The following is a 22609-nucleotide window of genomic DNA, read 5'->3' as shown; positions in this document are numbered from 1 at the left end:
ATGATCACGTGCGAGGTGGGCGCTGCGCAGATCATGTGCACGGGAACCTGTGCATGATCACCACATGGTCACCACATGATCACCACATGATCACCAATGTGGTTGGTGGGGCAACGCGAAAGCCCGCCACCGGATCGGTGACGGGCTTACGCGGAGACCTGGGGTCCAGAGGGTCTAGCGGGTGACCTTGCCTGCCTTGATGCAGGAGGTGCACACGTTCAGCCGCTTCGGCGTCCCGTTGACCACCGCGCGCACGGTCTGGATGTTCGGGTTCCAGCGGCGGCGGGTGCGGCGGTGCGAGTGGGAGACGTTGTTGCCGAAAATCGGCTTCTTGGCGCAGACGTCGCAGACGGAAGCCACGGTAATCGCTCCTTTGAATCAGTCGATCGGCCCGGTCCGCCGGTAGAGCGGCTCATCCGAGCAATGCCGGGACAACCGGCTGGCCAGACGAGGATATCCGATGTCGGCCGGTCCACGCCAAACGGGGATCCCGGCGAACGGGGATAATCTCGTATCCAGCCAACCGTAGCGCATCGGGGGGCCGGAGCGCGCCCAGTAGGAAGGACGGCGTCAATGCTGGAGGTGCTCGATCCCCCCGCGGTCCGGCGCTGGTCACGGCACTGCGCGGACGCTCTCGGCCAGGCGAGGGCCGAGATCGACGCGCTCAACGTGTTCCCCGTCCCGGACGGCGACACGGGGACCAACCTGCACCTGACCCTGCTGTCCGCGGCCGAGGCCCTGGACGCCCTGCCGCGCGACGCGGGCAGCGACACGACGTGGCAGACGCTCGCCCGAGGGGCCCTCATCGGCGCTCGGGGCAACTCCGGGGTGATCGTCAGCCAGGCCATCAGGGGGATGGCCGAGGTGCTCAGGAAGGCCGAGGGCCGGGGAGCCGATTTACGTGACGGTCTCCTCAAGGCCGCCGAGCTGGCCAGGGCGGCGGTGGTCCGGCCGGTGGAGGGCACCCTGCTCACCGTGCTGGCGGCGGTGGCGCAAGCCGTACGGGACGCTCCGGACGATCTCGCCGAGGTGGCGCGGTGCGCGGCCGAGGAGGCGCGCAGGGCGCTGCGCCGGACCACCGGGCAGCTCGACGTGCTCGCCCGCAACGGCGTGGTGGACGCCGGCGCGGCCGGGCTGGCGATCATCCTCGAGAGCCTGTCCGAGGTGGTCGCCGAGGCATACAGCGACAGGCACGAGGTCCCGGCTCCACCAGAAAAGATCACGACCGAGAAGATCACGGCCGAGGCCGAGGCCGGCCTGGGCTACGAGGTCATGTACCTGCTGGACGCCGGTCAGGACGACGTCGACCGGCTGAGGGCCGCGCTCGATGCCCTGGGCGACTCCCTGGTGATCGTCGGAGGGGACGGTCTGTGGAACGTCCACGTCCACGTGGACGACGCCGGGGCGGCGATCGAGGCCGCGATGGGCCTGGGCCGTCCGCACCGCATCCGCGTGACCTATCTCGGCGGGCGCCCGCACGAGCCCAGCCGGGAGCGCGGCGTCGTCGCGGTCGCGGCCGGAGAGGGCCTGGCCGAACTGTTCCGGCAGGCCGGGGCTGTCGTCGTCCTGCGGGAGCCCGGCTCGACCCCACGCCTGGCGGCGGTCCTTCAGGCCATCCGGGAGGCCGGGGCCGAGGTCGCCGTGCTGCCCAACGACGGCGGCGTCCACGCCGTGGCCGTGGCCGCGGCCGAGATAGCCCGTGAGGAGGGCCTCACGGTGAGCGTGCTGCCCACCAAGGCGTCGGTCCAGGGCCTCGCCGCTCTCGCGGTGCACGACCCGCTCCGCCGCTTCGACGACGACATCGTTACGATGACCGACGCCGCGGGGCACACCCGGCACGGCCACGTCTGGATCGCCAACCGCGAGGCCATGACCAGCGCCGGGCTCTGCCGTCCCGGCGACGTGCTGGGCGTCGTGGACGGCGAGGTCGCCCTGATCGGTACGGCTCTCGCGGACACGGCCGTCGAGATCACCCGCAGGCTGCTGTCCGGCGGCAGCGAACTCGTGACGCTCGTGACGGGCGCCGACGCCCCGGAGGGGCTTCTGCGGGCCGTACAGGACCATCTGGAGCGGGCCCGCCCGGACATCGAGGTGACCGTCTACGAAGGGGGTCAGGGCGGCTATCCGCTCCTCATCGGAGCCGAGTGAGGGCCGAGTGAGGGGCGATTGAGGGGCGAGTAGCGGGCGACTGAGCGGGATTGTCGGCGATCCCGGGTAGAAACTGGTGGCGTGACGAGGTTCGACGAGCCGCTGAAGAGGGCCCTGGGCGACAAGACGGCCGCCCCGCTGGAGAGCGCCCTGGGCATCACGACGGTCGGGGAGCTGCTGCGGCACTATCCGAGGCGGTACGCGGAGCGCGGCGAGCTGACGCCCATCGCGTCGCTGGAGCACGGGGAGCACGTGACCGTGGTCGGCAAGGTGTCGTCCGCGATGCGCCGCCCGATGAAGAACCGGCAGGGCACCTGGCTCGACGTGCAGGTCACCGACGGCAAGGACAGGCTGCACCTCGCCTTCTTCGGCAAGGGGGCCTACGTCGCCGAGAACCGGCTGACGCCGGGCACCGAGGCGATGTTCTCGGGCAAGGTCGACGTCTTCGCCGCCTCGAAGACCAGGCGGGTGTCGCTGACGCATCCTGACTACGAGTCGTTCGACGAGACGGCCGAGACGGCGGAGGAGTTCGCGTCCGCGCCCGTGCCGATCTACCCCTCGGCGCAGGGCCTCGCCACCTGGAAGATCCGAAGAGCCGTCCGCACGGTGCTGGACGTCCTCAGTCTGGACGACCCGCTTCCCGCCGAGGTGAGGGCGCGGCACGGGCTGGCGACGCTGGAGGGCGCGCTGCGCCAGATCCACCGGCCCAGGGACTTCGGGGAGATCACCCGGGCGCGGAGCCGGCTGAAGTTCGACGAGGCGTTCGTCCTGCAGGCCGTGCTCGTCCGGCGGCGGCTGGCGGCGTCCGCCTGGCCGGCCAGGCCGCGGCCCGGGCGCGCCGGCGGGCTGCTCGGCGACTTCGACGCCAGGCTGCCGTTCGAGCTCACCGAAGGGCAGCGGGAGGTGGGCGAGGAGATCGCCGCCGATCTCGCCGGGGAGCACCCGATGCACCGCCTCCTGCAGGGAGAGGTGGGCGCGGGCAAGACCGTGGTCGCGCTGCGCGCCATGCTGCAGGTGGTCGACTCCGGCGGCCAGGCCGTCCTGCTGGCGCCGACCGAGGTGCTGGCCCAGCAGCACCACCGGTCGATCGTCGGCATGCTGGGCGACCTCGCCACGGGCGGGATGTTCGGGGGCACGGTCGTCGCCCTGCTGACCGGCTCGATGGGCGCCGCCGCTCGCAGGAGGGCGCTGCTGGACGCGGCCTCGGGGGCGGCCGGCATCGTGGTCGGCACCCATGCCCTGCTCCAGGAGCATGTGCAGTTCGCCGACCTCGGGCTGGTCGTCGTGGACGAGCAGCACAGGTTCGGCGTCGAGCAGCGTGACGCGCTGCGCGAGAAGGGGGGCGGCGGGCGCCCGCATGTTCTCGTCATGACGGCGACCCCCATCCCGCGGACGGTCGCGATGACGGTCTTCGGCGACCTGGAGGTCTCCACGCTGTCCCAGCTTCCCTCCGGCCGGGCGCCGATCTCGACGCATGTCGTGCCCGCCGCCGAGAAGCCCCACTTCCTCGACCGCACCTGGCAGCGGGTCCGCGAGGAGGTCGCCCTGGGCCGCCAGGCGTACATCGTGTGTCCCCGCATCGGCGACCAGGAGGGCGACGAGGGGGACGTGGACGGGGGTTTGGACAGGGGTGTGGACAGGGACGAGGAGGAGCGCAGGCCGCCCCTGGCGGTCCTAGAGGTCGCCGAGATGCTTTCGGACGGCCCCCTCCACGGGCTGAGGGTCGAGGTGCTGCACGGCAAGCTGCCGCCCGAGGAGAAGGACGCGGTGATGCGGGCCTTCACCAAGGGGGAGATCGACGTCCTGGTGGCCACCACGGTGATCGAGGTGGGCGTGGACGTGCCGAACTCCTCCGTCATGATCATTATGGATGCCGACCGGTTCGGCGTCTCACAGCTCCACCAGCTTCGCGGCCGGGTGGGACGGGGCGGCCTGCCGGGCCTGTGCCTGCTCGTGAGCGAGGCGCCGGAGGCGACGCCCGCCCGCGCCCGTCTGGAGGCGGTGGCGGCCACCCTGGACGGGTTCGAGCTGTCCCGGGTCGACCTGGAGCAGCGCCGCGAGGGTGACGTCCTGGGGGCCGCCCAGTCGGGCCGCAAGTCGTCGCTGAAGATGCTCCAGCTCCTCCGCGACGAGGACGTCATCGAGGCCGCCCGCGAGGAGGCCGTGACGGTCCTGTCCGCCGATCCCGAACTGGAGGCACACCCCGCCCTGCGGGCCGAGCTCGACGCCGTCGTCGCCGACGAGAAGGCGGACTATCTCGAAAAGGCGTGACGCGGCAGATCTCCGAGAGTCTCTCCGAAGCCGCCGAGAGTCCCCGAGAGTCCCCGAGAGTCCCCGAGAGTTCCAGAAGGTCTCGGCAAGGCCTCAATGGCCGGGAGACGCTGCCGGGCCGAGCGCCCTGGGCCTTTAAATGACCCAGGGCCCAGCCATGGGACGGCCTCCCCCCGAATGCCGTCCCCGGCTGGGCCCACCCTCGGGTCAGGTGCCGAGGGCGCCGACGTGCGGAAGGGCTCACGATCACGCCGGCCGGCCTTCCCCTGGGTCACCTTGAAGGCCGCAGAACTCATCATGCGGATGCGGACGGGTCCGCGATACCGCTCTTACCTATTCCTCGCCGTCCCTTGCCCACTCTTGACCTGGGAGGATCGCCGCTCGTGGTGGCCCGCCCGCGCGCCACGGCCGTGCCGGGCGGGAGAATGGGCGGATGACGCGGGTGATCGCAGGGACCGCAGGGGGCCGCCGGCTCGCCGTACCGCCGGGCAGGGCGACCAGACCGACGAGCGACCGGACCAGGGAAGGGCTGTTCGCGAGCGTCGGCTCGCTGCTCGGCACGCTCGACGGGGCCCGGGTCCTCGATCTCTACGCCGGATCGGGCGCCGTCGGCCTGGAGGCCCTGAGCAGGGGCGCCGCCCACGCGCTGCTCGTCGAGTCGGACGCGAAAGCCGTACGGACCATCAGGCAGAACATCGCCTCGCTCGGGCTGCCGGGGGCGTCCCTCAGGCCGGAGAAGGTCGAGCGGGTCGTGGCCCAGGAGTGCGCGGAGCCGTACGACCTGGTCTTCGCGGACCCGCCCTACGCGGTCTCCGACGAGGCGGTCACGCGCGTGCTGGAGGCGCTGCGGGACAACGGCTGGCTGGCCGGGGACGCCCTGATCGCGGTGGAACGGGAGTCGAGGGGTAAGGACCTGGTGTGGCCACCGGGATTCGAAGAAGACAGGGTCCGTCGCTACGGTGAAGCGGCCGTTTGGTACGGTCGCGCAGCCGGGAACCCGTAAACGTGGGGGTGCGCCTTGCGTCGCGTCGTCTGTCCGGGGTCGTTCGACCCCGTGACCAACGGACATCTGGACATCATCGGCCGGACCTCTCGGTTGTACGACGAGGTCGTCGTGGCGGTGCTGATCAACATTGAGAAGAAGAGCCTCTTCACGATCGACGAGCGGATAGAGATGCTCCAGTCGGTGACGAGGGAGTACGGCAACGTCCGGGTGGAGAAGTTCCACGGGCTCCTCGTGGACTACTGCAAGCAGCAGGGCATCCCGGCCATCGTGAAGGGGCTGCGCGCGGTCAGCGACTTCGACTACGAGCTGCAGATGGCCCAGCTCAACTACCGGATGTCCGGTGTCGAAACGCTGTTCATGTCCACCAACCCGGAGTACTCCTTCCTGTCGTCGAGCAGGCTGAAGGAGATCGCGCGGTATGGTGGTGACGTATCGGGCCTGGTCCCCGACCTCGTTCACAAGCTGCTCGTCGAGCGGCTCAGAGGCTGACAACAGGCTGGTATTCTTTCCTTTCAGCCTTGCACGACGGCGGTGATTCGCCATGCCTAACGAGAGCAGGATGACTCTGCGCAGCCTCGACCCCCGAGCCCCGTGGGTGATCTCAACCCATGACCTAGGGCGACGACCAGGGTCGATGCGCAAGATGACTCCGGTCCTCCCGGCTCCGGCGGACCTCGCGGTCGGAATGATCGGCGTTCCCAAGGACGCCGACGTCGAGCTGGACATCCGGCTCGAAGCGGTGATGGAGGGCGTGCTCGTCACGGGCACGGCGCGGGTTCCGCTCAGCGGAGAGTGCTCGCGCTGCCTGGATCCGTTGACCTCGGAGATCGAGGTCGACTTCCAGGAGCTCTTCTTCTACTCGGCGGAGGACGCTGGAGAGGACGATCAACTCCTCGACGGCGAACTGCTCGATCTCGAGCCGGTATTCCGTGACGCGGTGGTGCTCGCACTGCCGCTGAGCCCGGTGTGCGGTGATGACTGCCCCGGTCTCTGCGCGGAATGCGGGGTCAAGCTGGCGGAGGCCGGCCCTGACCACGGACACGAGAAGATCGACTCGCGCTGGGCGTCGCTGCAGGGCTTGGTTGTGAACAACGAAGACGATCAGGAGGGTTGACGTGGCCGTCCCCAAGCGGAAGATGTCGCGGAGCAACACCCGCGCCCGCAGGTCCCAGTGGAAGGCCGCCGCGGTCGCGCTCGTGAGCTGCCCGCAGTGCCGCTCGCCGAAGCGTCCGCACGTGGCGTGCCCGACTTGTGGCACCTACAACCGCCGTCAGGTCATCGAGCCGTCGGCCTGATCGCGCCATAAGCGGAGGGGGACGCCGGCCGGATCGTCAATCGACCCGGTCGGCGTTACCTTGCTTTACAGGCGCGTGCGGTGGCGGTTGGAGCGAGAAGAAGACCATCACAGCGTGCCCGAGGCCGTGGTGGACGCCGGGGCCCCCGATCATCGGTGGCCCGGCGTCCACCACGCCTTCGGGCTTCCAGCGATCCACCTGCCTCCGTGCTCGGCCCCGCCATGCATGAAGTCAGGAGGAAAAGTCGTGGGCGCATCATCGGTGAAGCCGGTGGCCGTCGAGGTCGCCCGTGATGAGCTGCGGGAGTTGCTCGATGTGCGGCTCAGCACGGACATCCTGGAGCGGGCGCTGACGCACCGCTCCTACGCGTACGAGAACGGCGGCCTGCCGACCAACGAACGCCTGGAGTTCCTGGGCGACTCGGTCCTAGGCCTCGTGGTCACGGACACCCTTTACCGCGGCCATCCCGACCTGCCCGAGGGGCAGCTCGCGAAGCTCCGCGCCGCCGTCGTGAACATGAGGGCGCTCGCCGATGTGGCGAGGACCCTCGACCTGGGCAAATATCTGCGCCTGGGCCGCGGCGAGGAGGGCACGGGCGGGCGCGACAAGTCGTCGATCCTGGCCGACACCCTGGAAGCCCTGATCGGCACGGTCTACGTCGACAAGGGCCTGGAAGAGGCCTTCCGCGTCGTCCACCTGCTGTTCGACCCGCTGATCACGCGGTCGGCCTCGCTGGGCGCCGGGCTCGACTGGAAGACGTCGCTGCAGGAGCTGACCGCCGCCGAGATGCTCGGCGTCCCCGAGTACCACGTCGACGAGAGCGGGCCCGACCACGCCAAGTCGTTCGTGGCGACCGTCCGGGTCGGCGGGCGGGAGTACGGCACGGGCGCCGGGCGCAGTAAGAAGGAGGCCGAGCAGCAGGCGGCCGAGGCGGCCTGGACGGCGATCCGCGCGCTGCGGGACGCCCGCGAGGGCGCCGGTCTCGGCCGGGCCTGAGCTCGCGTCACATGGCTCCCGCGCGAAGTGACGCGGCTCCCACGGGAAGTCACGGCGGTCAAGCGAGCCGGGAAGTCACAGCGGTCTGGCGGAAGGTCACAGAACTCCAGCCGAGAAGTCACGGCGCTCCAGTCCGAAACGAGCGAGGCGTGAACGAGCGAGAGGGGTCGGAGCGGCATGCCTGAACTGCCCGAGGTCGAGGTCGTCCGGCGCGGTCTCGAACGCTGGGTCGCCGGCCGTACGATCGCGTCCGCCGAGGTGCTCCACCCGCGCGCGGTCCGCCGGAACGCGGGGGATCTGCCCGACCAGCTCAAGGGCCGTACCGTTCTGTCAGCCGAGCGCCGGGGCAAGTACTTATGGCTGCCGCTCCGCGACGAGCCGGCCGAGCCGGGCGCCCCGACCGGCAAGAGCGAGCAGGGCGTCTTCAGCCAATTCAGCCAATTCAGCCAAGAGGGTGACGAGGCGCTGCTGGCGCATCTGGGCATGAGCGGCCAGCTCCTCGTGGTCGATCCGCTCGCGCCCGCGGAGAAGCACCTGCGTGTACGGCTCAGCTTCACCGACGGCGGCCCGGACCTGCGCTTCGTCGACCAGCGCACGTTCGGCCACGTCCTGGTCGCCCCCATGGTCGTACGGCTGCCGCGCCCGGTTCCCGAGCCGATCACGCACATCGCGGCCGACCCGCTGGAGGACGCGTTCGACGACGACGAGTTCGCGATCGACCTGCGGCTCCGCCGTACCGGGATCAAGAGAGCCCTCCTCGACCAGTCGCTGATCAGCGGTGTCGGCAACATCTACGCCGACGAGGCGCTGTGGAGGGCCCGGCTGCACTGGGCGAGGCCGACCGAAACGCTCACCCGCCCGAAGATCGCCGAGCTGGTGTCGGCCGTCCGGGCGGTCATGACCGAGGCGCTCGGCCAGGGCGGCACGTCCTTCGACAGCCTTTACGTGAACGTCAACGGCGAGAGCGGCTACTTCGACCGCTCCCTCGCCGTGTACGGCAGGCGCGACGAGCCGTGCCGCCGGTGCGGGACGCCGATCAGGCGCGAGGCCTTCATGAACAGGTCGTCCTACAGCTGCCCGAAGTGCCAGCCCCGGCCCAGGAACGCCAGGCCGTGAACAGTGCCCCCGGCGTGGCCGCGCCCGGACCCGTTTGGATACTTGTAAGCGTGATTCGGTTGACGGCGTGGGTCAGGGGACGGGTGCAGGGTGTCGGGTTCCGGTGGTGGACCCGGGCCAGGGCGCTCGAACTGGGCCTGGCCGGCTGGGCCGCGAACCTGGTTGACGGCAGGGTTGAGATCGTGGCCGAAGGTCCCAGGGAATCGTGCGACAAACTGCTCGCGATGTTACGTGCTGGTGACACGCCCGGCCAGGTCGAGGGGGTGGTCGAGCGTTGGAGTGATGCTAAGGGAAGTATGGCGGGGTTTGTAGAGAGGTAGGGCTTCCCTCAAACCACCCAAATGCGGTATATTTACCTACCGAGAGTGCCCACCGGTACATCCATGCGGAGCGTTCAACTTGACCGTCTCCAATGCCGGTGCGACTCTTGAGAGGAACCACGCGCACCCCTCCCGCGGCATGAAGTGCGCGAACCAGTCTGGTCACTCAGCGTGGAGGACCCTTTACTATGGCGAAGGCTCTACTCGGCCACGTCGGCGGTCCTGACCCTCGGATGGTCTCGGAAATGCGCCGTCTCCAGCAGCGCATCCGGGACTTGGAGGCAGAACTCACCCGGCTCCAGGCCCAGAACGACGCGCTCTCGGCGCAAACTCGTGATGAGGCTCTGGTCCGGCTGCAGGATCGCGAGCCGGCTCTCACCTGAGGACCGGCCAAGAACAGGAGATGGATTGTCAGGGACGCCTCCCAAGGCGTCCCTTGTCATTTGCGGACTGGTTCTGACGATATTTAGCTGGTGTTAATTGTCGGTAAGGGGCCATTTTGGTGACGACGCCACCCGGAGCCGGCCATTCTCGCCGATCGTCCGCCCGAGCGTTCCCGGTGGCCCCACTCGGCTCCGCCGGGTTGTGTGAGCGCCGGGTCAAGCCCCTCAGCGAGCCGTATCCGACGCCCCGCGCCTTCGGAGACCGGTAGTCTTCCCCACAGCAGGGCGGCAGGGAGGGGGCGGAGGTGTACCTGAAGACCCTCACCCTGCGTGGCTTCAAGTCCTTCGCCTCCGCGACGACCCTCCGTTTCGAGCCGGGCATCACCTGCGTGGTGGGGCCGAACGGCTCCGGCAAGTCCAACGTCGTCGACGCGCTCGCCTGGGTGATGGGCGAGCACAGCGCCAAGTCGCTGCGCGGCGGCAAGATGGAGGACGTGATCTTCGCGGGCACCTCCAGCCGCCCGCCGCTCGGCCGGGCCGAGGTCACGCTCACCATCGACAACTCCGACGGCGCGCTCCCGATCGACTACACCGAGGTGACGATCAGCCGGCTGATGTTCAGGTCCGGCCAGAGCGAATACGCCATCAACGGCGACACCTGCCGCCTCCTCGACATCCAGGAGCTCCTCTCCGACTCCGGCATCGGCCGGGAGATGCACGTCATCGTCGGCCAGGGCCAGCTCGACCAGGTGCTGCACGCGGGGCCCGAGGACCGCAGGGCGTTCATCGAGGAGGCCGCGGGCGTCCTCAAGCACCGAAAGCGCAAGGAGAAGGCGCTCCGCAAGCTCGACGCCATGCAGGCCAACCTCACCCGCGTCCAGGACCTCGCGACCGAGCTGCGCCGCCAGCTCAAGCCGCTGGGCCGCCAGGCCGAGATCGCCCGCAAGGCCGCCGTCATCCAGGCCGACCTGCGCGACGCGCGGCTGCGGCTGCTCGCCGACGACGTCGTGACCCTGCGGGACACCCTGCAGCGGGAGGCCGCCGACGAGGCGGCCGTCCTGTCGAGGAGGACCCAGGTCGAGGCCGAGCTCGCGCGGGGCCAGAGCCGCGAGGCCGAGCTGGAGACGGCCGAGAACGAGGCCCAGCCCCGCCTGAAGGCGGCCCAGGAGATCTTCTACCGCCTGTCCGCCCTCAGGGAGCGGCTGCGGAGCGTCGAGAGCCTCGCGGCGGAGCGGGAGCGGCACGCCGCCGACGCGGCCGCGATCGAGCGCCGGGGCCGTGACCCCGAGGACCTCGAGCGGGAGGCCGCCGAGGTCCGCGAGCAGGAGCGCGTACTGGCGGAGGAACTCGACGAGGCGCGCGAACGGCTGGCCGCCGCCGTGGAGATCCGGGCCGACGCGGAGGAGTCTCTGGGCGTCGAGGAGCGGAGGCTCGCCGCGGCCGCGCGGGCCGCCGCCGACCGGCGAGAGGCCCTGGCGAGGCTCCGGGGACAGGTCGAGTCGGCGAGGAGCCGCGCCCGTGCGGCGGGCGACGAGATCGGCCGGCTCACCAAGGCCCTGGAAGAGGCCCGCCAGCGGGCCGAGCGGGCCCAGGCCGAGTGCGACGAGCAGGAGCTGAGCGAGCCCGCCGCCGATCCCGAGCTGGTCGCCGAGCTGGAGGCCGCCCAGGAGGGCGTGGACCTCGCACGGGCCGCGGTCGAGGAGGCCAGGGCCGTGGCGGAGCAGGCGGAGGAGGTCGTACGGCAGGCGAAGGCCGCGGTGGCCGCGCCCCGCGACGCGCTCGCCGCCGCCAAGTCCGCGGTGGGTACGGCCCGCGCCGCCGACCAGGAGTCCCAGCGGGCCGTCGCCGCGCTTCAGGCCCGGCGTGAGGCCCTGGAGATGAGCCTGGCCGGAGGCGTCGACGGGGCGGCCGCGCTCGTCGGCGCGGGCGTCGCGGGAGTCCTCGGCCCGATCGCCACCATGCTGACCGTCCGCTCGGGAGCGGAGGCGGCCATCGCCGCGGTGCTGGCGGCCGACGCCGTCGCCGTCGACTCCCTGAACGCCGCCGTGGCCGCCATGGAGCATCTCCGTGAGGCGGACGGAGGCCGTGCGGCGCTGCTGATCGCGTCCGAATCCTTACCGGCGGAAACGCGCGGTCCGGCGCCGGTGGCCGGCGCTGAGTGGGCGGCCGCCCTGGTCACCGTGCCCGGCGCGCTCCGATCCACCGTGGCGGCTCTCCTCTCGGATGTGGTCGTCGTCGCCGACCTCACCGCCGCCCGGCAGGTCGTGGAGGCGCATCCCGGCCTGCGGGCCGTCACGCGCTCCGGTGACCTCCTCGGCGCCCATGCCGCCCACGGCGGGTCCGGTGGAGTGAGCTCGGTGCTCCAGGTGCGGGCGGCGCTCGACGAGGCGGCCGCCGATCTCGGCACCGCCCGAGCGGCCGCCGAGGCGAACGCCGAGGCGCTGACCGAGGCCGTCGCCGCCGAGCGGGAGTTCCAGCTCGCGGTCGAGGCGGCCCAGGCCCAGGTCAGCGAGGCGCAGACCGGTGTCACCGTGGCCCAGAACGGCGTGAACAGCGCGCAGAACGGTCTCAACGCCGCACAGGCCGTGCTCGACCGGGTGCGGGCCAGGCAGCGGGACGCCGACCAGAAGGCCGCCGCCGCGGCCAGGCAGCTCGCCCGCCTGGAGGCCGCCGTCAAAGCGGCCCAGGACGAGGCCGCCCGCCTCGCGAAAGCCGTACAGGACGGGGAAGAGGCCCGTGAGCTGGCCCAGGCGGGGGTCGTGGAGCTGGAGGAGCAGCTCGCCGAGGCGGAGTACGCCCAGGAGCTGGAGGCCGAGCCGACCACCGAGGCCCGTGACCAGCTCGCCGCGACCTGCGCGGTCACCCGCCAGGCCGAGATGGAGGCGAGACTGACGGTCCGGACGGCCGAGGAGCGGGTGGGGGGCATCGCCGGTCGGGCCGACGGGCTCATGCGGGCCGCCCGGCGCGAGCGCGAGGACCGTGCGAAGGCGGCGACCCAGCGAGAGCGCCGCCGCAGGCAGGCCGAGGTGGCCGCGGCCGTCGCCCGAGGCGCCCAGACGGCCCTGAAGGCGCTGGAAGGCTCACTCGTCCGGGCCGCCGAGGAGCGAGACGAGGCCGAGCGGGCGCGCGGGGAGATCGACGCGGAGCTCAAGGCGGTACGGCTGCGCGTCCGCGAGCTGAGCTCCGAGCTGGACGCCCTGGTCAACCGGGTCCATGGCAGCGAGATGGCCAGGACCGAGCAGCGGCTCCGCCTGGAGCAGATGGAGCAGCGGGCCCTGGAGGAGTACGGCGTCGAGCTGGAGCCGCTCATCACCGAGTACGGCCCGGACGCCCTGGTGCCCGGCGACCCGCCCGTGCCGTACGTCCGCGAGGAGCAGGAGAAGCGCGCCAGGACGGCCGACAAGCAGATGACCCAGCTCGGCAAGGTCAACCCGCTGGCGCTCGAGGAGTTCGCCGCGCTGGAGGAGCGGCACGCGTTCCTCACCTCCCAGCTCGAAGACCTCAAGAAGACCCGGAGGGACCTGCTGCTCGTCGTCAAGGAGGTCGACGACCGGGTCGAGCAGGTGTTCGCCTCCGCCTACGAGGACGTGGCCCGCGAGTTCTCGCAGATCTTCGAGCGGGTCTTCCCCGGCGGCGAGGGCCGTCTCCTGCTGACCGACCCGGCCGACATGCTGACGACCGGCGTCGAGGTCGAGGCCCGGCCGCCCGGCAAGAAGGTCAAGCGGCTGTCCCTGCTGTCCGGCGGCGAGCGGTCGCTGACGGCGGTGGCGTTCCTCATCTCCATCTTCAAGGCCCGCCCGTCGCCGTTCTACGTGATGGACGAGGTCGAGGCCGCCCTCGACGACACCAACACCCAGCGGCTGCTCACCCTCTTCGAGGAGCTGCGGCAGAGCTCCCAGCTCATCGTCATCACCCACCAGAAGCGCACGATGGAGATCGCCGACGCGCTGTACGGCGTGTCCATGCGCGGCGACGGCGTCACCCAGGTCGTCAGCCAGCGCCTCCGCGAGAGTGTGTAGCTGTGTCTGATTGCCTCGCCTCCGGCGAGGCGGGCACTGTGCCCATTGCGCTCGCTCCGCTCGGGGCGCCTTTGAGGCCGCGAGGTCGTGCCGGAGGCGCGCACTAAGCACAGCCCTCGTCGCTCGGGGTCGCTCGTGCCTCGCTCCCCACTCGACTCCTCAGTCCAGGCACAGCCGCGCCCCTCGGGGACCGGTTGGTCTCGATAGAGCGATCGCTGCCGCCCTTTGCTGGTTCGGGGTGTGGTTACCGCAGCAGTGGGGGTTGTCTGGGAAACTGCATGTTGTGGATGGTTACCTCGGCATCATCGTGATCGTGGCCCTCGTCGCCGTTCTGGCGGTGGGCGGCCTGTTCCTGCTGTTCCGGCCGAAGGCCAAGGACCTCCCTCCGGTGGAGGCGCCGCCTGAGCCGCGGGCCCCGGGCGTCGAAGAGCCGGGCAAGGCCGGTCTCGGCGAACAGGACGGTGGAACGACCACCACACTGCCGCCTCCGGCCGAGGAGCTGCTCAAGCCGCCGGCGATCGAGGTTCCGCCGCCGTCCGCGGGCCGGATGGTCCGGCTGCGCAGCCGCTTGGCCCGCTCGCAGAGCGCGCTGGGCAAGGGCCTGCTCGAACTGCTGTCGCGGGACCGGCTCGACGACGACGTGTGGGACGAGATCGAGGAGATCCTGATCACCGCCGACGTGGGCGTCGCTCCCACCCGGGCCATGGTGGAGGACCTGCGGACCAAGGTGAAGGTCCTCGGGACCCGCTCCCCGGAGGAGGTCCGCGGCATGCTTCGTGAGGAGCTGCTGGCCCAGATCGCTCCCGACCTCGACCGCACGCTCCACACCCGCGCTCACGGCGAGCGCCCGGCCGTGGTCCTCGTCGTCGGGGTCAACGGCACCGGCAAGACCACCACGACCGGAAAGCTGGCCCGTGCCCTCATCGGCGACGGCAACAAGGTCGTCCTCGGGGCGGCCGACACGTTCCGGGCCGCCGCGACCGACCAGCTCCAGACGTGGGGCGACCGCGTGGGCGCGGCCGTGGTCAGGGGTCCCGAGGGCGGTGACCCGGCGTCCGTGGCGTTCGACGCGGTGGCCAAGGGCATCGAGGACAAGGTCGACACCGTCATCGTCGACACGGCGGGCCGCCTGCACACCAAGACGGGGCTGATGGACGAGCTCGGCAAGGTCAAGCGGGTCATCGAGAAGAGGGCCATGGTCGACGAGGTGTTGCTGGTCCTCGACGCCACCACCGGGCAGAACGGCATGCGCCAGGCGCAGGTCTTCGCCGAGGTGGTCAACGTCACCGGCATCGCGCTGACCAAGCTGGACGGCACCGCCAAGGGCGGCATCGTCATCTCGGTCCAGCGGGAGCTGGGCGTCCCCGTCAAACTGGTCGGGCTGGGCGAGGGCCCCGACGATCTCGCCCCGTTCGACCCCGAGGTCTTCGTCGACGCCCTCCTCGGCGACTGAGCCCACCACCCCCCGCGCGTGATCATGCACAGGTTCACGGACACCCCGCCTCACCACGCCATACCTCGGCCGTGATCATGCAAAGGTTCCCGGGAACCCTGTGTGAGCAGTGCCGATTCCACTTGTGATCATGCATAGGTTCCCGGGCGCCTCCCCTGAGCAGGCCCGATCTCGTTTGTGATCACGCTCGGGGTCCAGGCGTCCGGCATGGGCGGCTTTCGGTGGCGGTGAATACCCCGGATTCGGTGGGAGTGTGAGGCGGGCTGTGCATAGGGTCCAGTCATGGACTGGCATGCGTGGCACGACGCGTACGACCTTCCCGACTCGGGCCTGGCGCGGCGGCTGCGCGTCGTCCAGGAGCGGACCCAGGCTGCCCTGGACGGCAGTCCGCCCGGTCCGTTGACGCTGATCAGCCTGTGTGCGGGCCAGGGCCGAGACCTGCTCCCTGTGCTGGCCGGCCATCCGCGCCGCGATGATGTCCGAGCCCGCCTGGTGGAACTGGATCCGCGCAACGCCACGATCGCCCAGAGCATGGTCACAGCCTCCGGGCTCGACCGGGTCGAGGTTGTGACGGCCGATGCCGCGCTCACCGACCACTACCGCGGCATGGCGCCCGCCGACATCGTGCTGGCCTGCGGGGTGTTCGGCAACATCACCGACGAGGACATCGAGCGGACGATCGGCTACTGCTCCCAGCTGTGCGCGAAGGACGGCACCGTCATCTGGACCCGGCACCGGTCCGCACCCGACCGGATTCCTCTGATCTGCGACTGGTTCGAGGAGCGCGGGTTCGAGCGGCAGTGGCTGTCGGAGCCGGAGGCGGGCTTCGGCGTCGGCGTGCACCGTTTCACCGGCCGGCCGGAACCCCTGGCACAAGGTGAGCACATGTTCACCTTCATCGACCGCCAGGTGCTCCAAGCCGGCCCATCCGGGGACGGTCTATGAGGAGGCGGGAACCTTCCCGAGATTCGGTGTGCCGATGGGGACGACCAGAGGGGTTCCAGCGACCGGGTTGGGGATGACCCTGGACTGGAGGCCGAAGACCTCCAGCACCCGCTCCTCGGTGAGCACCTCGTCCGGCGGTCCGGCGGCGACCACACGGCCGTCGCGCATCGCGACCAGGCGATCGGCATACCTGGCCGCCAGGTTCAGGTCGTGGAGCACCATCACGACGGTCTTCCCGGCCTCACGGTGCAGGTGGCGGACCAGCTCCAGGACCTCGACCTGATGGGCCAGGTCCAGGAAGGTGGTGGGCTCGTCGAGCAGCAGCAGTCCGGTGCCCTGGGCAAGGGCCATCGAGATCCACGCCCGCTGCCGCTGGCCGCCGGAGAGCTCGTCCAGCGGCCGGTCAGAGAGGTCGAGGAGGCCCGTCCACTCCAGCGCCTCGGTCACCGCCGCCTCGTCCTCCGTGGACCACTGGCGGTACCACGTCTGGTGCGGGTGCCGTCCCCGGGCGACCAGGTCGCCCACGGTCAGTCCCTCCGGGGCCGTCGGAGCCTGGGGGAGCACCCCGAGGAGCTTGGCCACCTCACGGGTGGGCAGCTTGTCGATGCGCTTGCCGTCGAGAAGCACGTGGCCACCGGCCGGTCGGAGCAGCCGTCCGAGGGCCCGCAGCAGCGTGGACTTCCCGCATCCGTTGGGGCCGATGATCGTCGTGACCGTTCCCGCCTCGACACCCAGGTGGAGCCCGTCGACGATCACTCGATCGCCGTAGCCGAGCCGTACGTCCACGGCCTGCAGTCTCATGAGCGCGCCTCCGGTGCGGAACGGGTGAGCGAACGGGGGAGCAAACGGGGGAGGAAACGGGGGAGGAAACGGGGGAGGAAACGGGGGAGGAAACGGGGGATGAGGCTGCGGCCACGGCTTTCCGGGCGCCGCCAGAGCAAGAAGATCAGGTAAGGGGCGCCGAGCACGGCGGTGACCACGCCGACCGGCAGCTCGGTGGGGGCGAACAGGGTTCTCGCCATGAGATCCGCGGCGGCCGTCAGGACGGCTCCCACTACCGCCGACACGACCATCGGCGGCTGGGCGATCCCAGCGAGGCGCAGCGCGATCTGAGGGGCCGCGAGGGCGACGAAGGCGATGGGCCCGGCCGCCGCGGTCGCGACCGCGGCCAGCAGCACGGCCGCCAGGACCAGCGCCGCGCGTCCCGCCGTGAGCCGCACGCCAAGCCCGGTCGCCGTCTCGTCGCCGAACCTGAGCACTCCCAGCGTGCGCGCCATCACGAGAGCGCACGGGATCAGGAACACCAGCGCGTACGCCACGGGGGTCATGTGCTCCCAGCCGCGACCGTGGAGCGAGCCGCTGATCCAGACCATGGCCCTGGCGCTGTCGTTGACGTCACCGACGGTCAGCAACCAGTACTTCACGTTGGTGAAGACGGCGGCGACGCCGATGCCCACCAGGACCAGGCGGTAGCCGTCCAGGCCGCGCCGCCAGGCCAGCGAGTAGACGATCGCCGCGCCCGCCAGCCCGCCGATCAGCGCCGCCGCCGGGATGCCGACGCCCGCCAGCGCGCCGCCGGCCCCGCCGTACGCGCTTCCCGTCATGACGATCACGAGGACCACGGCGACGCCCGCGCCGGAGGTGACGCCGAGGATGTCCGGGCTGGCCAGCGCGTTGCGGGCGACGGCCTGGGTGATCGCCCCGGAGAGTCCGAGGGCCGCGCCGACCAGAGCTCCGGTCAGGACGCGCGGCATCCGCAGCTCCATCACCACGAAGTGGTCGCCGCCACTGCCGAGGACCGCGTCCACGACCTGCCTGAGCGACAGGGGGAAGTCGCCCATCCGCAGGTTGAGCGCCATCAGCAGGGCCAGCGCCCCCAGGCCGGCGAGGGCGACGGCCACCCGCCGCGGCCTGACGAGCCAGGACAGGCCACCCAGGCGGTACGGCCGGGCGGCTTCACGGCGCGGGACCAGACACCGGACCAGACACCGGACCAGACACCGGACCAGGCGCCGGACCAGGCGCCGGACCACTCCCGGGACCCGTCGCGGGATAGGAGGCGGGGTCACGGGGGCGCCACGCCGGGCCACCGGCCGGATCACCGGTCCGCCGCGCCGGGTCACAGCCGCACCGGCTTCCGGCGGCGGACCAGGGTGATGAAGAAGGGCGCGCCGAGCAGGGCGAGGACCACGCCGACCTCCAGCTCTCCCGGTCGTGCCACGACCCGGCCGACCACGTCGGCGAGAAGGAGCGCCACGGCCCCGAGAAGGCCCGCGCACGGCAGCAGCCATCGATGGTCGGGACCGGTCAAGGCTCGGGCCACGTGGGGGACGACGAGCCCGACGAACGCGAGGGCCCCGCACGCCGCCACCGCCCCGGCCGTCAGGAACGTCACCGCCGCGAGCCCCACGGCGCGGGTGAGCCACACGTTCTGGCCGAGCGAGCGGGCCACGTCCTCGCCGAGGGCGAGGGCGTTGAGGCCGGGCGCGTTCGCCAGCGCGAGCACGAGGCCCACCGCGATGAACGGCGCCACCTGCCAGGCCGGGCCGGACCCGCGCCCGGCGATGGAGCCGGCCTGCCAGAAGCGGAAGACGTCCATCGCCTGCTCGTCGAGGAGCACGAGCGCCGAGGTCAGCGCGTACAGCAGGGCGCTGACGGCGGTCCCGGCGAGCGCGAGCGTCACGGGGGTGGGGCCGCCACGGCCGGAGACGGAGCCCAGCGCGAACACGCCGACACTCGCGATCAGCGCGCCCGCCAGGCCGAACCAGATGTATCCCCGCATGGTCGGCACGCCCAGCGCGATAATGGCGACGACCATGGCGAACGCCGCGCCCTGGGTCACGCCGAGGAGGCCCGGGTCGGCGAGCGGGTTGCGGGTGTGGCCCTGGATGAGGGCTCCCGCCACGCCGAGCGCGACCCCCGCCAGCACGCCCAGGACGGTCCGGGGAAGCCGCAACGAGCGGACGATCACGTCGTTCTCCGTGTCCGAGGGCGACCACAGGGCGTGCCAGACATCCGCTGGAGGCACGGCTTTCGCGCCGATCGCGACGCTGAGCGCGGCGGCGGCCACAAGGGCCGCCAGGAGCGCCATGAGAAGCCGCAGGCGGCGGCTCGTTGTCTTTTGTCCCACCTTGACCGCTTACTAGATTTAAGTTTAGGTATGCCTAACCTAACTTGAACCCACAAAGGGGGCAACCCAGTGAGAACGCTCCGTGCCCTGGCGGTTGGAGCCCTGCTGTTCCTGGGGGTGGCCGCGTGCGGTTCCTCCACGACCGTCTCTTCAAGCACTGACTCGGGCGGTACGTCGACGGGGGCCGGGGGGCCGTACCCCCGGGTGATTCACCACGCGATGGGGGACACCGAGATCAAGAGCGAGCCGAAGCGGGTGCTGGCGCTCGACCAGAGCTTCGTCGACGCGGTCCTGACCCTGGGCACCGAGGTCATCGGATATACGACGTACCGATCGATCGAGGGCGGCCTGCCGAGCTATCTCGCGCCGGTCATGGCGAAGGCGAAGAACGCGGTGTCGGTGGGCACACTCCAGGCGCCCAGCCTGGAGAAGATCGCCGCGCTCAAGCCCGACCTCATCGTGTCGGCCAAGGTCCGCCATGAGGCGTTGTACGGCAGGCTCAGCCAGATCGCGCCGACGGTGTTCAGCGAGACGACCGGCGCGATCTGGAAGGACAACCTCCGCCTGGTGGGGCGAGCGCTCGGCAAGGAGGCCCTGGCCGAGCAGAAGATCGCGGACTACCAGGCCCGCGCCGCCAAGATCGGCGAGGAGATCAAGGCCAAGAACGGCGGCACGCCGCCGACGATCTCCATCGTCCGGTTCGCGGGTGAGCCGACCGCCCGGCTGTACGTGGAGAAGTCCTACTCGGGGATTGTCCTGAAGGACGCCGGGTTCGTCCGCCCGGAGGGCCAGCCGACCGTGAGCGACGCGATCGCGGTGGATCTCAGCGAGGAGCGCATCCCGGAGATGGACGCCGACCACATCTTTGTCTCGGCCTACGACGACCCAGCCGCGGCCGCCGCTCCCGTGAAGCAGAAGTTCGAGGCCAACCCGCTGTGGAACCGGCTGAAGGGGGAGAAGCACGAGGTCTCCGACACGACGTGGATGACCGCCGTGGGGATCCAGGGCGCTCACGCGATCCTCGACGACCTGGCCATGATCTTCGGCGTCGCCCTCACCCGCTCGCCGTGATCATGCACAGGTTCCCGGGCACCTGGCCTGAGCAGCCGGGACGCCTCGCGTGATCATGCACGAGTTCCCGCACTCCCCGCCTGAGCAGGCCGAACCTCGGTCGTGATCATGCACAGGTTCCCGGACGTGCGGCCTGAGCAGGCCAGACCTCGGTCGTGATCATGCGGAGGTTTCCGCACCCTCCATCGTCTGCGGATACCTGGCCACCGGGAACTCGCGCATGATCACGCGCGGAAGGTGGCCTGGCCAGAAGGCCCTCCCGGGAACGTGTGCATGATCACGCGCGGAGGATGGCGAGGCGAGAAGTTCTTTCCGGGAAGGTATGCATGATCACGCGCGGAAGGGGGACGGGCCGGAAGGCCGTCCCGGGAAGGTGTGCATGATCACCCACAAGGGCGGTGGCGGGGCTCTGTTCAGGTCAGGAGGAACTGGTGGAGCTCGGCGAGGTGGGGGGTGATGTCGATCCCCTTCTCGGCGAGCCACGTGGCGCTGCCGTAGGTGTCCCGGTAGCGCTCGCCGCCGTCGCAGATCAGCGTGACCACGCTCCCGCGCTCGCCGTTCGCCCGCATCTCCTTGATGATCTGTACGGCCGCCGCCATGTTGGTGCCGGTGGAGCCGCCCACGTCACGGCGGGTGGCCTCCCGCACCCAGTGCATAGCGGCGATCGACAGGGCGTCGGGCACCTGGGTCATCCGGTCGATCACCGTGGGGAGGAACGACGGCTCCACCCGCGGCCGTCCGATGCCCTCGATCCGGGAGCCCGACCCGGGGTGCTCGTCCCCGGACTCCCAGGAGGGGTAGAACGCCGAGCCCTCCGGGTCCGCGACGCAGAGCCGGGTCTGGTGGCGGCGGTACCGGATGTAGCGGCCGATCGTCGCGGACGTGCCCCCGGTGCCCGCCCCGACCACGATCCAGGACGGCTCCGGATGCCGCTCCAGGGACATCTGCTGGAAGATGCTCTCGGCGATGTTGTTGTTCCCGCGCCAGTCCGTGGCCCGCTCGGCGTAGGTGAACTGGTCCATGTAGTGCCCGCCGGTCTCGGCGGCCAGCCGGTGGGACTCCGCGTAGATCGTCCCGGGGTCGTCCACGAGATGGCACTTGCCGCCGTAGAACTCGATGATCTCCCGCTTCTCCGGCGACGTGGTGGCCGGGATCACGGCGATGAACGGCAGGCCGAGGAGCCGGGCGAAGTAGGCCTCGCTGACCGCCGTCGAGCCGCTGGACGCCTCGATGATCGTCGTCGTGGGCCCGATCCACCCGTTGGCCAGGCCGTACAGGAAAAGGGATCGGGCGAGGCGGTGCTTGAGTGAACCGGTGGGGTGGACCGACTCGTCTTTCAGGTAGAGGTCAACGCCCCAGTGCGAGGGGAGTGGGAAGACATGCAGGTGGGTGTCGCAACTACGGTTCGCGTCGGCTTCCACGGCCCGGATGGCGTCGGCCGTCCACGCCCTCGTTACCGGGTCGTGCCGGTCCACGTATTTCATGCCAATACTCTATCGAGTGACGTTTGCCACACTTTACCTGCGATTGAGGCTAGAGTGTTACGCTACTGAGACTTGCCCGGCCTGCGCGTGACCTGCCCGCGTCGGCCCGCTGTGCTATGCGACCCTCGCTGACCAGGGAAAACATTTAACATCGCGCTTACGACTCGCCTGGGACGATGTCCTTGAGGCAAGAATGAACGGCTGTATCCGCATGGGTCCACGCCGTAGGGGTAACGGGGGAGAAGTTCTGTAGGGGGATGAGATGATCTCGATGACTGACGAGCAGCGACAGGCGTGGTTCGAGCGCGATGTCGTGCCGGTGACCAGCCAGCTCTACGCGTCCGCCATGCGACTCACCCGGAACCCCGCCGACGCGGAGGACCTGGTCCAGGAGACCGTGGCCAAGGCGTTCACGTCCTACCACCAGTTCCGCGAGGGCACGAACCTCAAGGCATGGCTGCACCGGATTCTGACCAACAACTTCATCAACGACTACCGGAAGAAGCAGCGCTCGCCGAAGCTCTCGGCTGCCGAGGACATCGAGGACTGGCAGCTCGCCGCGGCGGAGTCGCACATGTCGACCGGCCTCAGGTCGGCGGAGACCGAGGCGCTGGACCAGCTCCCGGACACCGTGGTGATGAACGCCCTGCGTGCCCTGCCCGAGGAGTTCCGCGTGGCCGTCTACCTGGCGGACGTCGAGGGGTTCGCCTACAAGGAGATCGCCGATCGGATGGGCACCCCCATCGGCACGGTCATGTCCCGCCTCCACCGTGGCCGCCGCCAGCTCCGCGGGATGCTCGAGGACTATGCTCGCGAAGAGGGCATGGTGCGCGTCCCGGTGGCAGCCTTCGCCGCTTGAGCCCGCTTGAGCCCGCTTGAGCTTGCCTGAGCCGCCTCACGGACCTTCGCCGCCTGACAGATCTTCACCAGCCTCACACCTGATCCCCGGTACGGCTGCCGCGCCGCGCGGCA

20 protein-coding genes are annotated in these 22609 nt (G+C 70.5%); 15 read left to right on the top strand and 5 right to left on the bottom strand.

The annotated features are described in order from the left end of the window. Nucleotides 1-174: 174 nt before the first annotated feature. Entirely contained in the window at nucleotides 175-360 is a 186-nt protein-coding gene (gene rpmB, locus N5079_RS25420; protein ID WP_203945893.1) for a 50S ribosomal protein L28, read from the bottom strand. Nucleotides 361-573: 213 nt separating this feature from the next. On the opposite strand from rpmB, the gene N5079_RS25415 reads away from it, so the two are divergent. The 13 genes from N5079_RS25415 to N5079_RS25355 all read left to right on the top strand — a co-directional run bounded on the left by N5079_RS25415 (nucleotide 574) and on the right by N5079_RS25355 (nucleotide 15952). After that, nucleotides 574-2148 (top strand): DAK2 domain-containing protein, encoded by a 1575-nt coding sequence (locus N5079_RS25415; RefSeq protein WP_261586575.1) that lies wholly within the window; start codon nucleotides 574-576, stop codon nucleotides 2146-2148. An 81-nt stretch (nucleotides 2149-2229) separates the two neighbouring features. Then, nucleotides 2230-4419, top strand: coding sequence for an ATP-dependent DNA helicase RecG (gene recG / locus N5079_RS25410; RefSeq protein WP_261586574.1), 2190 nt, complete (start codon nucleotides 2230-2232; stop codon nucleotides 4417-4419). 433 nt (nucleotides 4420-4852) lie between these two features. Then, on the top strand, nucleotides 4853-5422 hold the full coding sequence (gene rsmD / locus N5079_RS25405; RefSeq protein ID WP_261586573.1) for a 16S rRNA (guanine(966)-N(2))-methyltransferase RsmD: 570 nt from the start codon (nucleotides 4853-4855) through the stop codon (nucleotides 5420-5422). Between the two features lie 15 nt (nucleotides 5423-5437). After that, on the top strand, nucleotides 5438-5914 hold the full coding sequence (coaD, locus tag N5079_RS25400) for a pantetheine-phosphate adenylyltransferase (RefSeq protein ID WP_261586572.1): 477 nt from the start codon (nucleotides 5438-5440) through the stop codon (nucleotides 5912-5914). Nucleotides 5915-5984: 70 nt separating this feature from the next. Then, nucleotides 5985-6539 (top strand): YceD family protein, encoded by a 555-nt coding sequence (locus N5079_RS25395; protein WP_261586571.1) that lies wholly within the window; start codon nucleotides 5985-5987, stop codon nucleotides 6537-6539. A 1-nt stretch (nucleotide 6540) separates the two neighbouring features. Continuing rightward, entirely contained in the window at nucleotides 6541-6720 is a 180-nt protein-coding gene (rpmF, locus tag N5079_RS25390) for a 50S ribosomal protein L32 (RefSeq protein WP_261586570.1), read from the top strand. A gap of 270 nt (nucleotides 6721-6990) precedes the next feature. Beyond that, nucleotides 6991-7716, top strand: coding sequence for a ribonuclease III (gene rnc / locus N5079_RS25385; RefSeq protein ID WP_261586585.1), 726 nt, complete (start codon nucleotides 6991-6993; stop codon nucleotides 7714-7716). Between the two features lie 177 nt (nucleotides 7717-7893). After that, nucleotides 7894-8832 (top strand): bifunctional DNA-formamidopyrimidine glycosylase/DNA-(apurinic or apyrimidinic site) lyase, encoded by a 939-nt coding sequence (gene mutM, locus N5079_RS25380; RefSeq protein ID WP_261586569.1) that lies wholly within the window; start codon nucleotides 7894-7896, stop codon nucleotides 8830-8832. A 50-nt stretch (nucleotides 8833-8882) separates the two neighbouring features. Next, a complete protein-coding gene (locus N5079_RS25375) occupies nucleotides 8883-9152 on the top strand; it encodes an acylphosphatase (protein ID WP_410007827.1) in 270 nt (89 codons plus the stop codon). 188 nt (nucleotides 9153-9340) lie between these two features. After that, the gene (locus N5079_RS25370) at nucleotides 9341-9535 is read left to right on the top strand and encodes a hypothetical protein (protein ID WP_261586568.1); all 195 of its coding nucleotides are present in this window, start codon (nucleotides 9341-9343) and stop codon (nucleotides 9533-9535) included. A gap of 305 nt (nucleotides 9536-9840) precedes the next feature. Next, nucleotides 9841-13554 (top strand): chromosome segregation SMC family protein, encoded by a 3714-nt coding sequence (locus N5079_RS25365; protein WP_261586567.1) that lies wholly within the window; start codon nucleotides 9841-9843, stop codon nucleotides 13552-13554. A 283-nt stretch (nucleotides 13555-13837) separates the two neighbouring features. Beyond that, nucleotides 13838-15007, top strand: coding sequence for a signal recognition particle-docking protein FtsY (gene ftsY, locus N5079_RS25360; protein WP_261586566.1), 1170 nt, complete (start codon nucleotides 13838-13840; stop codon nucleotides 15005-15007). A gap of 282 nt (nucleotides 15008-15289) precedes the next feature. Next, on the top strand, nucleotides 15290-15952 hold the full coding sequence (locus N5079_RS25355) for a class I SAM-dependent methyltransferase (protein WP_261586565.1): 663 nt from the start codon (nucleotides 15290-15292) through the stop codon (nucleotides 15950-15952). Here the strand turns inward: N5079_RS25355 and N5079_RS25350 are convergent. The 3 genes from N5079_RS25350 to N5079_RS25340 are packed head-to-tail and all read right to left on the bottom strand — an operon-like array spanning nucleotide 15947 to nucleotide 19082. Further along, the gene (locus N5079_RS25350; RefSeq protein ID WP_261586564.1) at nucleotides 15947-16753 is read right to left on the bottom strand and encodes an ABC transporter ATP-binding protein; all 807 of its coding nucleotides are present in this window, start codon (nucleotides 16751-16753) and stop codon (nucleotides 15947-15949) included. The two genes, N5079_RS25355 and N5079_RS25350, sit on opposite strands and share 6 nt — an antisense overlap. Then, nucleotides 16750-18021 carry a FecCD family ABC transporter permease gene (locus tag N5079_RS25345; protein WP_261586563.1) on the bottom strand — a complete coding sequence of 424 codons (1272 nt, stop codon included), beginning with the start codon at nucleotides 18019-18021 and terminating at the stop codon, nucleotides 16750-16752. Before N5079_RS25345 ends, N5079_RS25350 begins: the two co-directional genes overlap by 4 nt. A 50-nt stretch (nucleotides 18022-18071) precedes the next feature. After that, complete coding sequence (locus N5079_RS25340) at nucleotides 18072-19082, bottom strand: FecCD family ABC transporter permease (RefSeq protein WP_261586562.1); 1011 nt, start codon at nucleotides 19080-19082, stop codon at nucleotides 18072-18074. Nucleotides 19083-19151: 69 nt separating this feature from the next. Between N5079_RS25340 and N5079_RS25335 the strand changes: the two genes are divergently transcribed. Beyond that, entirely contained in the window at nucleotides 19152-20153 is a 1002-nt protein-coding gene (locus tag N5079_RS25335) for an ABC transporter substrate-binding protein (RefSeq protein WP_261586561.1), read from the top strand. A gap of 413 nt (nucleotides 20154-20566) precedes the next feature. On the opposite strand, the gene N5079_RS25330 is transcribed toward N5079_RS25335, so the two are convergent. Next, nucleotides 20567-21637: a PLP-dependent cysteine synthase family protein gene (locus tag N5079_RS25330; protein ID WP_261586560.1), complete on the bottom strand. Its 1071-nt coding sequence runs from the start codon at nucleotides 21635-21637 to the stop codon at nucleotides 20567-20569. Between the two features lie 262 nt (nucleotides 21638-21899). On the opposite strand from N5079_RS25330, the gene N5079_RS25325 reads away from it, so the two are divergent. Continuing rightward, entirely contained in the window at nucleotides 21900-22496 is a 597-nt protein-coding gene (locus N5079_RS25325) for a sigma-70 family RNA polymerase sigma factor (RefSeq protein ID WP_315967884.1), read from the top strand. Nucleotides 22497-22609: the final 113 nt, after the last annotated feature.

The sequence above is a fragment of the Planotetraspora sp. A-T 1434 genome, assembly GCF_025420585.1.
GTDB lineage: Bacteria > Actinomycetota > Actinomycetes > Streptosporangiales > Streptosporangiaceae > JAOEGB01.
The sequence above is the reverse complement of the archived record's forward strand: the minus strand, read 5'-3'. Positions and strand labels throughout refer to the sequence as shown.

Excerpts from the sequence above, each read along its gene's own strand:
- N5079_RS25415 (WP_261586575.1), top strand. The coding sequence starts at position 574 with ATGCTGGAGGTGCTCGATCCCCCCGCGGTCCGGCGCTGGTCACGGCAC.
- rsmD (WP_261586573.1), top strand. The coding sequence starts at position 4,853 with ATGACGCGGGTGATCGCAGGGACCGCAGGGGGCCGCCGGCTCGCCGTA.
- N5079_RS25395 (WP_261586571.1), top strand. The coding sequence starts at position 5,985 with ATGACTCTGCGCAGCCTCGACCCCCGAGCCCCGTGGGTGATCTCAACC.
- mutM (WP_261586569.1), top strand. The coding sequence starts at position 7,894 with ATGCCTGAACTGCCCGAGGTCGAGGTCGTCCGGCGCGGTCTCGAACGC.
- N5079_RS25370 (WP_261586568.1), top strand. The coding sequence starts at position 9,341 with ATGGCGAAGGCTCTACTCGGCCACGTCGGCGGTCCTGACCCTCGGATG.
- N5079_RS25355 (WP_261586565.1), top strand. The coding sequence starts at position 15,290 with ATGGACTGGCATGCGTGGCACGACGCGTACGACCTTCCCGACTCGGGC.
- N5079_RS25350 (WP_261586564.1), bottom strand. The coding sequence starts at position 16,753 with ATGAGACTGCAGGCCGTGGACGTACGGCTCGGCTACGGCGATCGAGTG.
- N5079_RS25330 (WP_261586560.1), bottom strand. The coding sequence starts at position 21,637 with ATGAAATACGTGGACCGGCACGACCCGGTAACGAGGGCGTGGACGGCC.
- N5079_RS25325 (WP_315967884.1), top strand. The coding sequence starts at position 21,900 with ATGATCTCGATGACTGACGAGCAGCGACAGGCGTGGTTCGAGCGCGAT.